At 58.2% G+C, this 13,125-nt stretch carries 12 protein-coding genes and 1 other RNA gene; 12 read left to right on the forward strand and 1 reads right to left on the reverse strand.

All coding sequences use genetic code 11. The features are described from left to right. Positions 1-35 precede the first annotated feature (35 nt). Positions 36-803 (reverse strand): GntR family transcriptional regulator, encoded by a 768-nt coding sequence (locus AC1RP7_RS24265; RefSeq protein WP_057716489.1) that lies wholly within the window; start codon positions 801-803, stop codon positions 36-38. A 261-nt stretch (positions 804-1,064) separates the two neighbouring features. On the opposite strand from AC1RP7_RS24265, the gene AC1RP7_RS24270 reads away from it, so the two are divergent. From AC1RP7_RS24270 to AC1RP7_RS24325, 12 genes are all read left to right on the forward strand, one after another. Continuing rightward, on the forward strand, positions 1,065-2,759 hold the full coding sequence (locus AC1RP7_RS24270) for a lactate permease LctP family transporter (protein ID WP_090453021.1): 1,695 nt from the start codon (positions 1,065-1,067) through the stop codon (positions 2,757-2,759). A 150-nt stretch (positions 2,760-2,909) separates the two neighbouring features. Next, positions 2,910-3,734, forward strand: coding sequence for a (Fe-S)-binding protein (locus AC1RP7_RS24275; RefSeq protein ID WP_057716491.1), 825 nt, complete (start codon positions 2,910-2,912; stop codon positions 3,732-3,734). Then, complete coding sequence (locus AC1RP7_RS24280; RefSeq protein ID WP_057716492.1) at positions 3,731-5,188, forward strand: LutB/LldF family L-lactate oxidation iron-sulfur protein; 1,458 nt, start codon at positions 3,731-3,733, stop codon at positions 5,186-5,188. The genes AC1RP7_RS24275 and AC1RP7_RS24280 overlap by 4 nt, the downstream gene beginning before the upstream one ends. Continuing rightward, positions 5,185-5,856 carry a LutC/YkgG family protein gene (locus tag AC1RP7_RS24285; protein ID WP_493182934.1) on the forward strand — a complete coding sequence of 224 codons (672 nt, stop codon included), beginning with the start codon at positions 5,185-5,187 and terminating at the stop codon, positions 5,854-5,856. Before AC1RP7_RS24280 ends, AC1RP7_RS24285 begins: the two co-directional genes overlap by 4 nt. Further along, on the forward strand, positions 5,853-8,663 hold the full coding sequence (locus AC1RP7_RS24290; protein ID WP_493182936.1) for an FAD-binding and (Fe-S)-binding domain-containing protein: 2,811 nt from the start codon (positions 5,853-5,855) through the stop codon (positions 8,661-8,663). Before AC1RP7_RS24285 ends, AC1RP7_RS24290 begins: the two co-directional genes overlap by 4 nt. A gap of 192 nt (positions 8,664-8,855) precedes the next feature. After that, complete coding sequence (locus tag AC1RP7_RS24295; RefSeq protein WP_493182938.1) at positions 8,856-9,128, forward strand: PA2433 domain-containing protein; 273 nt, start codon at positions 8,856-8,858, stop codon at positions 9,126-9,128. Positions 9,129-9,462: 334 nt separating this feature from the next. Next, positions 9,463-9,741: a PA2433 domain-containing protein gene (locus tag AC1RP7_RS24300; protein ID WP_340316742.1), complete on the forward strand. Its 279-nt coding sequence runs from the start codon at positions 9,463-9,465 to the stop codon at positions 9,739-9,741. Between the two features lie 94 nt (positions 9,742-9,835). Continuing rightward, positions 9,836-10,232, forward strand: a transfer-messenger RNA (tmRNA) gene (ssrA, locus tag AC1RP7_RS24305). A 167-nt stretch (positions 10,233-10,399) separates the two neighbouring features. Then, positions 10,400-11,635 carry a tyrosine-type recombinase/integrase gene (locus tag AC1RP7_RS24310; RefSeq protein WP_493182939.1) on the forward strand — a complete coding sequence of 412 codons (1,236 nt, stop codon included), beginning with the start codon at positions 10,400-10,402 and terminating at the stop codon, positions 11,633-11,635. 483 nt (positions 11,636-12,118) lie between these two features. Next, a complete protein-coding gene (locus AC1RP7_RS24315; protein WP_493182941.1) occupies positions 12,119-12,367 on the forward strand; it encodes a helix-turn-helix domain-containing protein in 249 nt (82 codons plus the stop codon). A 98-nt stretch (positions 12,368-12,465) separates the two neighbouring features. After that, a complete protein-coding gene (locus AC1RP7_RS24320; protein ID WP_349733825.1) occupies positions 12,466-12,720 on the forward strand; it encodes a helix-turn-helix transcriptional regulator in 255 nt (84 codons plus the stop codon). Next, positions 12,717-13,022: a hypothetical protein gene (locus tag AC1RP7_RS24325; protein ID WP_493182942.1), complete on the forward strand. Its 306-nt coding sequence runs from the start codon at positions 12,717-12,719 to the stop codon at positions 13,020-13,022. Before AC1RP7_RS24320 ends, AC1RP7_RS24325 begins: the two co-directional genes overlap by 4 nt. The last annotated feature ends 103 nt before the right edge of the window (positions 13,023-13,125 follow it).

The following is a 13,125-nucleotide window of genomic DNA, read 5'->3' on the forward strand; positions in this document are numbered from 1 at the left end:
GAAAGCAACCTCACAAATGATATGGAGCCGACTGGCTACATCCCCTTGCGCCGTTCCGCCCGGGCCACGCGCTGCACTTCCTGACGCACCTCCTCCAGTACCTCCTGCACATACAGAATGTGTCGGCTGGAAACTTCCCGCGCCTGCTCCGCCCGCCCTTCGATAATCGCCTGATACAACTCTCGATGCTGCGTGATCAGCATGTCGCGGGTTTCAGTGCGCTGCTTGTACATGCCACCTATGTTCGTCACCACGTTGCGCTTGAGCAGGTCGAACAGCCCGCGAATGGTGTGTAGCAACACAGCATTGTGGCTGGCCTCGGCGATCGCCAGGTGAAAGCTTGCGTCCGCCGCACCCTCTTCGGCACGACTCACCTCTTCGTGACGCGAATAGCAGTCCTGTAATTCGTTGAATGCTGCGGTCAGTCGCTCGCGATCCACATCAGTGGCACGCAACGCCGCATAGTAGGCGCAAGACGCTTCCAGTGTATGCCGAAACTCCAGCAGATCGCGCTGTGCCTCGGGGTTGCTTTCCAGCAAGTGCAACAAGGGATCACTGAAGGTGCTACCCAGCGACTCCACCACATAGTTGCCGCCGCCCTGGCGACTGACCAGCAGGCCCTTGGCGGTCAGCTTCTGAATGGCTTCGCGCAACGAAGGGCGTGACACGCCAAATTGTTCGGCCAACGCACGTTCGGCCGGCAAGCGCTCACCCGCTTTCAGCGTGCCCTCGAGGATCATGCCCTCAAGCTGCTCGACAATATCGTCAGACAAACGGCGCTGACGAATCTGATCAAACCCCATAACTCGATTACTCCACGATCCGACGGCTCGCCGGGGCTCTATTCTGGCCTATCGGCGCCGCGCCAGCACCTGCCACAACGCATTTGGTCTTACCAGGCAGGCGACCTGCGGACTTTGCATTCGACAAAAGTTTTAGGGCGGCAAATTGACACACCGCCTACAAGGCTTTTACCCTAGCCAACAGCGATTGTAAATTGGTCTTACCAATTATCCAAGAACGCTGATCAGTGCCTGACCAACAACAATTAGGGGCCACCCCATATGCAAACCTGGCAACAGCTCTATACCCCGCTTGGCAGCCTCGGCTTGTCCGCACTCGCCGCCGTCATCCCCATCGTATTTTTCTTCCTGGCTTTGGCCGTGTTCCGCCTCAAAGGACATGTGGCCGGCAGCATCACCCTGGCCTTGTCGATCCTGGTGGCGATCTTCGCCTTCCAGATGCCGGTCGATATGGCGTTCGCCGCCGCCGGGTATGGCTTCGCTTATGGCCTGTGGCCGATCGCCTGGATCATCGTGGCAGCGGTGTTCCTCTACAAACTGACGGTCAAGAGCGGGCAGTTTGAAGTCATCCGCAGTTCGGTTCTGTCGATCACCGATGACCAGCGCCTGCAGGTTCTGCTGATCGGTTTCTGCTTCGGCGCCTTCCTCGAAGGTGCAGCCGGTTTTGGCGCACCCGTGGCGATTACCGCTGCGCTGCTGGTAGGACTTGGCTTCAACCCGCTGTACGCGGCCGGCCTGTGCCTGATCGCCAACACCGCGCCGGTGGCCTTCGGCGCCCTGGGCATTCCGATCATCGTTGCCGGGCAAGTGACCGGTATCGACGCGTTCAAGATCGGCGCCATGACCGGTCGCCAACTGCCGCTGCTGTCGCTGTTCGTGCCGTTCTGGCTGGTGTTCATGATGGACGGCCTGCGCGGCGTGCGGGAAACGTGGCCGGCAGCGCTGGTGGCCGGCTTGAGCTTTGCCGTCACCCAGTACTTCACCTCGAACTTCATCGGCCCGGAACTGCCGGACATCACCTCGGCCCTGGCCAGCCTGATTTCCCTGACCCTGTTCCTGAAAGTCTGGCAACCAAAACGCGCCGCCGGCCAACACATCGTCGGCGCTGTCTCGGCCTCCGTGGTGAGCGCCAGCGTCGGTGGTTTCGGCCAGAAGCGCACCACTGTGGCTTCGCCCTACAGCCTTGGGGAAATCTTCAAGGCATGGTCGCCGTTCCTGATCCTGACCGTACTGGTCACCATTTGGACCCTGAAGCCGTTCAAGGCGATGTTTGCCGCCGGCGGTTCGATGTACAGCTTCGTATTCAACTTCGCCATCCCGCACCTGGACCAGATGGTGATCAAGGTCGCACCGATCGTAGTCGCGCCAACCGCCCTTCCGGCAGTGTTCAAACTGGACCCGATTTCCGCCACCGGCACGGCGATTTTCTTCTCGGCGCTGATCTCCATGCTGGTGCTGAAGATCAATATCAAAACTGGTCTGACCACTTTTAAAGAGACCTTCTACGAACTGCGCTGGCCGATCCTGTCCATCGGCATGGTGCTGGCGTTTGCCTTCGTCACCAACTACTCGGGCATGTCTTCGACCATGGCCCTGGTGTTGGCGGGCACCGGTGCAGCGTTCCCGTTCTTCTCGCCGTTCCTCGGCTGGCTGGGCGTGTTCCTCACCGGTTCCGATACCTCGTCCAACGCGCTGTTCAGTTCGCTGCAAGCGACCACTGCGCACCAGATCGGCGTCAACGACACCTTGCTGGTGGCGGCGAACACCAGTGGTGGCGTGACCGGCAAAATGATCTCGCCACAATCGATCGCCGTGGCCTGCGCCGCGACCGGCTTGGTGGGTAAAGAATCGGATCTGTTCCGCTTCACCCTCAAGCACAGCCTATTCTTTGCAACGATTGTCGGCTTGATCACGTTGGCCCAGGCCTACTGGTTCACCGGCATGCTGGTGCAATAAGGGCTACAAGCAACACGATAAAAACCGACGCCGGGCCACGCCCCCGGCGTCCGCTATTCACACCCCGGTCTGTAAGGCTGCTGAAAGCTACCGGCTCTATATTCAGCAGCCTCAACAGACGAATAACCGGGACCACCCGGAGACCGCCTGATGAGCGAGCTTTTTTACAACGCCGTGCCGAATGCGACCCGTGTCGCCCCGCCACTGCCCGAGCCTCGGCAGTACCCCAGCGAGAAACCTTCACGGGTCTACCTGTTCGGGACCTGCGTGGTCGATTTGTTCTACCCGGAAGCCGGGATGGATGCGATCCACCTGCTGGAGCGCGAAGGCATTCGTGTCGAATACCCGCAAGGGCAAAGCTGCTGCGGACAACCGGCCTACACCTCGGGTTACACCGAGCAGGCACGGACCGTGGCGCGCTCGCAACTGGCGCTGTTTGCCGGCGACTATCCGGTGGTGGTGCCATCAGGTTCTTGCGCGGGCATGCTGCGCGAACATTACGCCGACTTGTTCAAGGACGAGCCGGACACGTTGAAACAGGTCCAGGCCCTGGCGGCCAGAACCTACGAGCTGGCCGAGTTCCTGTTGTTTGTCTGCAAGGTGCAGCTCAAGGACGGCGGCGAACCCGTGAAAGTGGCGCTGCACACCTCGTGCTCGGCACGCCGTGAAATGAACACCCACCTGCACGGCCGCGAGTTGTTGGCGCAGTTGAGCAATGTGGAGCGGGTCAACCACGATCACGAAAGTGAATGCTGTGGCTTTGGTGGGACATTCAGCGTCCGTATGCCAGACATTTCCGGCGCGATGGTGGCTGACAAGACCCGGGCGCTGAAGGAGTCCGGCGCGCACAAGGTATTGAGTGCCGACTGCGGCTGTTTGATGAACATCAACGGCTCGCTGGAAAAACAGCAGGAAGCATTGCGCGGTCAGCATCTGGCCAGCTTCCTCTGGCAGCGAACCGGAGGTGTGAAATGAGCACCTCGACGATTATTCCTACGGTTGCCGTAGAAGAAGATTTCCGCACCCGCGCCCACAACGCACTGGGTGACCCGCAATTGCGAAGCAACTTTCGCAAGGCGATGGATTCACTGATGACCAAACGGGCAGCCGCTTTCAGCGATGCCCATGAAAGAGAACACTTGCGCGCACTGGGCAATGCAATCCGTGCCCGCGCGCTCTCCAAGTTGCCCGACCTGCTCGAGCAACTGGAACAGAACCTGACCCGCAACGGTGTGACAGTGCACTGGGCGGAAACGGTGGACGAGGCCAATGGCATCGTCCTCTCGATCATCCGCGCTCACGAGGGGCGGCAAGTGATCAAGGGCAAATCGATGGTCAGCGAAGAGATGGAGATGAACCATGTCCTCGCTGAACAGGGCATTGAATGCCTGGAATCGGACATGGGCGAGTACATCGTCCAGCTCGACCACGAGAAGCCTTCACACATAATCATGCCGGCAATCCACAAGAACGCCGGTCAGGTCGCGTCCTTGTTCCACGACAAACTTGGCGTGGAATACACCAAGGACGTAGACCAACTCATTCAGATCGGTCGCAGAGTCCTGCGGCAGAAATTCTTCGAAGCGGACATCGGCGTCTCCGGTGTCAACTTCGCCGTGGCCGAAACCGGCACCCTGCTGCTGGTGGAAAACGAAGGCAACGGTCGCATGACCACCACGGTGCCACCCGTGCACATCGCCGTCACCGGTATCGAAAAAGTCGTGGAAAACCTGCGTGATGTGGTGCCGTTGCTGTCGCTGCTGACCCGTTCAGCCTTGGGCATTCCGATTACCACCTACGTCAACATGATCTCCGGTCCACGCAAGGAACATGAACTCGACGGCCCACAGGAAGTGCACCTCGTACTGCTCGATAACGGCCGCAGCCAGGCCTTTGCCGACAGCGAATTGCGCCAGACCCTGAACTGCATTCGCTGCGGCGCCTGTATGAATCATTGCCCGGTGTACACCCGAATCGGCGGTCATGCCTATGGGGAGGTTTACCCCGGGCCTATCGGAAAAATCATCACCCCGCACATGGTCGGCCTGGCGAAAGTCCCGGATCACCCGAGCGCCTCGTCGCTGTGCGGCGCCTGCGGTGAAGTCTGTCCGGTGAAAATCCCGATCCCTGCATTGCTGCGGCGCCTGCGGGAAGAAAACGTCAAGGCCCCGGACAGCCCCCATCAAGTGATGCGCGGCCAGGGCAGCAAGTATTCGCGCAAGGAGCGGTTCATCTGGAACGCCTGGGCCAAGCTCAACAGTTCGCCGACGCTCTATCGCCTGTTCGGTTTCTTTGCCACCCGTTTGCGCGCCCTTACGCCGAGCAATGTCGGCCCGTGGACGCAAAACCACAGCGCACCGAAACCCGCTGCCCGCTCATTGCATGACATGGCCCGCGAGCACTTGGCCAAACAGGGAGAACGCCGATGAGCGCCAAACAAAATATCCTCACCAAACTGCGTAAAAGCCTGACAGGCACCACGCCAGTGGCCGACAACTTCGATGTCGATCTGGTGACCCAGCCTTACACCTACGCGCCAGAGCAGCGCATTGCGCAACTGCGCAAATTGATGGAAGCGGTGCACACGGAAATTCATCTGACGTCCGGCCAAGAGTGGCCGACGCTACTCGCGCAGTTGCTGCAGGACCGCCAGTTGCCAAGCCTGCTGATCGCACCGACAACGCCCCACGGTCAACGGATCACGCAGCACTGGGCGAATAATCCCGGCCTGCCAATGCTGAAAGCCTACGACCGCCCGGTTGAAGAATGGAAAGCCGAGCTATTCAACGACACCCCGGCGAGCATCACTGGAACCCTCGGCGCCATCGCTGCCACGGGCAGCCTTGTTCTCTGGCCGACCCGGGAAGAACCGCGCCTGATGAGCCTGGCGCCACCGGTGCATTTCGCCCTGCTCAAGGCCAGTGAAATCCGCGACAACTTCTATCAGGTGCAACAGGAATTCGAATGGGCCCAGGGCATGCCGACCAACGCACTGCTGGTGTCCGGCCCGTCGAAGACCGCCGACATCGAGCAAGTGCTGGCGTACGGCGCCCACGGTCCGAAAGACCTGGTGGTGCTGATCCTGGAGGACCAATGAGTCTACCGGCCGCTTTCCTGCGTGACGCACAGCAACTGATTCCCCAAGAGCGACGTTTCGACGACCCTCTGTCGACCCTGGCCTTCGGCACCGATGCCAGTTTCTATCGTTTGATTCCGCAACTGGTGATCCGCGTCGAGTCCGAAGACGAAGTGGTGGCACTGCTGCAACTAGCGCAACGGGATCAGGTGCCGGTGACTTTCCGCGCCGCCGGCACCAGCCTGTCCGGCCAGGCGATCAGCGACTCGGTACTGATCATGCTGGGGGATAACTGGAACGGTCGCGAGATCCGCGGCCAAGGCACGCAAATCCGCCTGCAACCGGGGGTGATCGGCGCCCAGGCCAACGCCTGGCTGGCACCGTTCGGACGCAAGATCGGTCCGGACCCGGCCTCGATCAACGCCTGCAAGATCGGCGGGATCGTCGCCAACAATGCCAGCGGCATGTGCTGCGGCACCGCGCAAAACACCTATCACACCCTGGCCGGCATTCGTCTGGTGCTGGCCGATGGCAGTCGTCTCGACACCGAGGATGCCGCCAGCGTCACGGCGTTTCGCCAAAGCCACGCCGCGCTGCTGGAACGCTTGGCGATCCTGGGCCGCGAGACCCGCGCAAATACCGAGCTGGCTGCGAAAATTCGCCACAAATACCGCCTGAAAAATACCACCGGCCTGTCGCTCAATGCCCTGGTGGATTTCGACGAGCCTGTGGATATCTTGAGCCACTTGCTGGTCGGCTCCGAGGGCACGCTCGGGTTCATCAGTGCCGTGACCTACGACACGGTGATCGACCATCCGAATAAAGCCTCGGCCCTGATTGTGTTCCCGGATGTCGAGACCTGCTGCAATGCGGTCACCGTGTTGAAAAGCCAACCGGTGTCGGCCGTGGAACTGCTGGACCGGCGCAGCCTGCGCTCGGTACAGAACAAACCCGGCATGCCCGTTTTCGTACAGCATCTGTCGAACAATGCCTGCGCCTTGCTGATAGAATCCCGCGCCGCGTCGTCCACCTTGCTGCACGAGCAACTGGCGCAGATCATGGCATCGCTGAAGGCATTCCCGGTGGAAAAGCAGGTCGACTTCACCGAAGACCCGCAGGAAAACGCCCGTCTCTGGGCCATCCGCAAGGACACCTTCCCCGCCGTCGGCGCCGTGCGCAAGACCGGCACCACGGTGATCATCGAAGACGTCACCTTCCCGGTCGAACAACTGGCCATCGGCGTCAACCGCCTGATCGAACTGTTCGACAAACATCACTACGACGAAGCGATCCTTTTCGGACACGCCCTGGAAGGCAATCTGCACTTCGTCTTCACCCAAGGCTTCAACAGCCCGGAAGAAGTCGCACGCTATCAGGCGTTCATGGACGACGTGGCGCAACTGGTGGCGGTGGAGTTCGGCGGTTCGCTGAAAGCTGAACACGGCACCGGACGCAACATGGCGCCGTTCGTTGAACTGGAATGGGGCAGCGATGCCTACCAGTTGATGTGGCAGCTCAAACGATTGCTCGACCCCAATGGCATTCTCAACCCGGACGTGGTGCTCAGCGAAGATCCACAGATCCACCTCAAGCACCTCAAGCCCTTGCCCGCTGCTGACGAGATTGTGGACAAGTGCATCGAATGCGGCTTCTGCGAACCGGTCTGCCCGTCAAAAGGCCTGACCCTGAGCCCGCGTCAGCGCATCGTGATCTGGCGCGACATTCAGGCGAAGAAACGCGCGGGCATCGATACGTCCGAACTCGAAGCCGCCTACGACTATCAAGGCATCGATACCTGCGCCGCCACCGGCCTGTGCGCACAACGTTGCCCTGTAGGCATCAATACCGGCGAGCTGGTGAAAAAGCTGCGCAGCCGGAAGGCGACGCATACGAAAACCGCTAACTGGCTTGAAGGACATTTCGCCACGGCACTGCAAGGTGCACGCTTCACCCTGCACGTGGCCAATGGTGCGCGGATGTTGCTGGGGGCACCGAGATTGGCGAAGTTGTCGGCGACGTTGACGCGCTTGTCCAAGGGTCAGGTCCCGCAATGGACCAACGCCATGCCCCAGCCTGAGCGGCCGATTCGCTTCAGCCCGACGGTGACGGACGCGCGCCCGCGCGTGGTCTATCTGGCGGCCTGCGTATCCCGCGCCATGGGCCCGGCAGCGGGCGATACGGAGCAAATGTCGCTGCACGACAAGACCCGAGGCCTGCTGGAAAAGGCCGGCTACCAGGTGGTGTTCCCGGACAACCTCGACAACCTGTGCTGCGGTCAGCCATTCGCCTCCAAAGGCTACGCCGAGCAAGCCGAGCACAAACGACAGGAACTGATCGGCGCCCTGCTCCACGCCAGCCGTGGCGGGCTCGACCCGATCTACTGCGACACCAGCCCCTGCACCTTGCGCCTGGTTCAAGACCTCGGGGAAGTCCGTTTGGACCTGTACGACCCGGTGCGCTTCATCCGCACACACCTGATGGATCGCCTGGACTTCACGCCTCAGGAGGCGCCGATTGCCGTGCACGTAACCTGCAGCACCCAACACCTCGGGGAAAGCCAGGCGTTGATCGACCTGGCGCGCAAGTGCAGCAAAAACGTGGTCATTCCCGAAGGTATTCACTGCTGCGGCTTCGCCGGCGACAAGGGCTTCACCACGCCAGAGCTGAACGCCCATTCGCTGCGCACGCTCAAGGATGCGGTGCAGCAGTGCAGCGAGGGGATTTCCACCAGCCGTACCTGCGAGATTGGCCTGACACAACACGGCGGAATCGACTACCACGGACTAGTCTATCTGGTGGACCGCGTTACCCAGGCCAGGGTGACCTGATGACGAGGCCTCAAGAAAGGCGCATTCAGGCGCCTGTCTAGTCGTTTCTTGTGGGCATCAACACAGAAAAACAGAACCCTGACGTGTCGCCGCAGTCCACCGATCAAGTCCCGCCAATGCGGGACTTTCCCAATACTCGGCAGCCCGTCCTGATGGCCAGCAATGCCTGGCCATCAGTTCAAGGAGAAACACATGAAACGTTCTGTGCTGTTAGGTCTGTTCGTTACTGCTTCCATGCTGGCTTCCACTTCATTTGCCGCTGAAGACCTTTGCGCGGTCAACCTGAAAACCATCGAAAACGGCAAGGCACAGATTCCTCCGGAAATGACTGACCAGGTAAAAGCCTCCGTCGAGCAAGCCAAAGCCAACCAGGCAAAAGGCACCAAGGAAGGCATTGATGATTGCATCGCCGAGACCAACGACATTATCAAGGCCGTCACCGACTCGAAAAAAGGCGCCAAGTAACTCGGCTCAAGGCCAACCTTCGGGTTGGCCTCCCGGGCCGCGTTGGCGTACATCAACAACGGAGTACTGGCAGCCGGGAGCTCAAAGCCCGGCCGTGCCCGATACGAAGCAAACCAAAACCCGCCAGTTGCGGGTTTTGTTGCATCTGGGGGCTGGATACGTGTAACCGCCCGCATCGCTGCAAAAGCTCGACACATTTTCTGAGAAAAACGAATTCTTGCGTTGAATCGTAGTCTTTGAGGTAGGCCCCATCAGATCGTGGCGGACTTTTCGGGTTCGGCTTGGCCGTCTACTCATACGACAGCACCGAGACCATCAGCTCAAGGAGATACCCATGAAACGCACCACACTCGCTGGCCTGTTCATTGCTGCTGCCATGCTGGCCTCTCCTGTATTTGCTGCGGACAACAACCTCTGTACGAGCAAGCTGCAAGAGCTCAAAGGCAAAGTGAATGCGCTGCCGGCGAACTCCGCAAACACTACGATGGAGATCAAAAGACTGATGTCCAGCGCCGAAGCCTCACAAGCCTCCGGAGACGACAAAAAATGCGTCACCGAGGCCACCCAGGCATTGGCGCTCGCTGACAGACAGAGCAACGAACCAGCCCCATAATCTGTGGTGCCCAACCTTCGGGTTGGCCTTCCGGGGCGTGATGACGTACACTGTATATGCCTGCTGCTCACTTGATTCACAGAGCATCAGGCTCGGGGCCGTTTAGGATTCGACGCCGGTTGCGAAACTTTAGGTGCATGCCGAGTTGGTAACAGAACTCGTAAATCCACTGTTGCAACTACTTATAGTTGCCAATGACGATAACTACGGCCAGGAATTCGCTCTCGCTGCGTAAGCAGCCTTAGCCCTGAGCTTCTGGTACCTTCGGGTCCAGCAATCACCAGGGGATGTCTGTAAACCCAAAGTGATTGTCATATAGAACAGAATCGCCGTGCAGTACGTTGTGGACGAAGCGGCTAAAACTTACACAACTCGCCCAAAGCACCCTGCCCGTCGGGTCGCTGAGGGTTAACTTAATAGACACGGCTACGCATGTAGTACCGACAGCGGAGTACTGGCGGACGGGGGTTCAAATCCCCCCGGCTCCACCAAATAGTAGTCTAGACCTGTCTCAGACAGTCTACGAAACACCCCAAGAAGCCCGCCCCGTGCGGGCTTTCTTGTTTCTGGCTATCCGCCTCTGTCTACCCCTATCTCGAGGCTCCATGTATCCTCCCTTGTACCACGGAGGAAAATTGAAACTGAGGGGTACAAGGAAATGAAGCGTAGTGAAATCAAGCGTCGCCCCTTGGCCGATACCGTCCTGGCGACACTAGAGCCAGATACCAAAGAGTATCGCGAGCATGACGGCAACAGCCTTTACCTGCGGGTCCGTCCAGACGGAAACAAGTCTTGGCAGCTTCGGTACAAAAAGCCTGATGGGAAATGGTCATGGCTAGGTCTTGGAAGCTACCCGGAAGTGGGTGGATCCCTTGCACGTCAAAAAGCCGCAGAGCTTCGAGCTGACTCCGCTCAAGGAAGCAATCCATTAGCAACCAAGCGAGCCAGAAAAGCGGCAGAACTGGAAGCTGCCAGCAATACCTTCGAACGACTAGCTCGTGAGTGGTACGCCTCCAAACGTAAAAGCTGGACCGATGGCACAGCGGTAAGGACCATCGGCGCGCTGGAGCTACACGTTTTCCCCGTCTTCGGTAACCGTATCTATCAAGAAATTCTTCCCATGGAATGGATGGAGTTTCTGCGCTCGATGGAGCGAAAAGGAATCATCGAACAGACCAGCCGTGTTCGAGGCATGTGTCGAGAGATCTACGATCTTGCACGGGTCACTGGAAGAGCAACGCACAATCCACTGGAAGGTCTGCACAAGTTTTTGCAGACCAAACCTGTAGAAAATTACGCCCATGTATCCCAAGAGGAATTGCCACCGCTTCTCAGGGCAATACGAGCGTATCCGAGCGCAACTGACATCCGTATAGGTCTTCATCTTCTTTCGATGCTTGCGTGCCGCCCCTCTGAATTGCGCGAAGCACGATGGTCAGAGTTCGATTTAAAGAAAGCACTATGGACCATACCCTCAGAGCGCATGAAGCGACGCCGCGAACATCTCGTGCCATTACCCCACCAAGCGATAACACTGTTACGCGACCTTCAAAATCTCACCGGTCACTATCAGCTTTTGTTCCCTGGCCGCAGCGACACTACAAAGCCACGCTCTAACACCGTATTCCTGATGGCGCTTCGACGCCTGGGTTATGAGGGACGACAAACCGGGCACGGCTTCCGACACATCGCCAGCACAATCCTGAATGAGCACGGCTTCGAGGAAAACCACATCGAAGCGCAGCTATCGCACGTCAAGGATGGAGTTGCCGGCGTTTATAACAAGGCGATTTACATCAAGCCGCGCATTGCCATGATGCAGTGGTATGCCGACCACCTTGATGAATTGGAGCAAGGCAACATTGTTCAGGGTCAATTCGGAAAGGCGCTATAAGAGTGCAATCCCAGCACCCAAGCAAATTGGGTGTTACGGGTGTTACAGGTGTTGCAAGATCGATCAAACCATTGAATTCATTGGGTAATTATCGCGTAACACACTGCAAAGAATATCCATCCCATCGGTGTTACGCGACGAAGAGGTGTTACACCCTAAATCATCCTCACCTTCCTGCAGGCTGCTCCGTTACGTGGAATACAGAAATTTCGCGTCGCTGCTTTTGATCGCGGTACAGGGGCGTACCGTTCGTCGGATTTCATGCGACCACCTTCTCTGTACTTCCATTTTTTAACTGTATGAAAAAACAGTAGGACATGGTAGGACACCTAGAGTGAAAATCGAAACTTTGCTGCGAACGTGCGCGACTTCTCCCTAAAAGAAGCACCATAGAAAGGCAACTCGCAAGAAAATCGAACTTCCAATAAATGCAAAAGCGTTTATATAGCTTGGGCCTGTAAGAACTACTACAGGAAACGCGCTATGACGCTCCTCAACGCTTCAGTTACATCTGATACCACCCTCACATCTGAACTGCTGACCACCGATCAAGTTGCCACTGCACTTGGCTTATCCAGCCGAACGCTTGCCGCTTGGCGAAGCTCACGCACCAACTCCCTCCCTTACCTAAAGACCGGATCTCGAGTGCGTTACCGCCCTCAAGATGTCGCTACCTGGCTCGAAAGTCGTGTGTGCTCAGCTTCCACCAACATTGCGCGAGGGCATGCGTAATGGTTGAAACCAAGCAGAAATGCACCGTTACGGCACTCGCACCTTCAGTAACCCAAGCCAATTCGATTCGAGAAATTGTGTCGCCTACGACCTCGCCAATGAGAGTTGGCGATGCAGAGTTAGGACGCTTCGATCCCGCCGCCACACTCATCCGCATCCACCTGGTGATGGCAATCACAGGCATCGGTCGCGCTACCGTTTACAAACTCATGAGTCAGCCCGAAAGCGGGTTCCCACAGTCTGTAAAACTCACCGACAGCAATGCCCGTGGTGCTCCAGTTGCCTGGGTTTTGTCTGAAGTTTTGAGTTGGACCCGTGCGCGTATCGCTGCTCGCGACGAGGCCGCAGCATGAGACGACTCATCGTACACAGGGCGGTGCTGAAGCCGTTTTCAGTCCTTCGTGAGATCGGTCTATCGGCAAACTACATGCAACGCCTCGAGCGCTACCGGACCAAACATGAACGTTTTAACCGGGTCGTTGCAGTGCTGAATTGGCCTGATGGAACCTGGTGCGTTCTAGCGATGCATACCGAAAATTTCAGCGCTGTGATTGTCGATGAAGGCCAGCAAGTGGCCGCTTACGAAGATGCTCGCTCAATGATCGACGGTGACTTCCTGCCCCTGCTTTCCCTGTACTGGGAAGTTCATGCCTGAAATGAAAACGCCCTCGGGAGCGATCCGGGGGCGCTGAGGTAAATCTACATGCCCGAACAATTTATGCCGCATCGAAAAAATGCACAAGCTTCCTGCGCGGTTG

Source organism: Pseudomonas sp. GW822-FHT01E03, assembly GCF_058802985.1.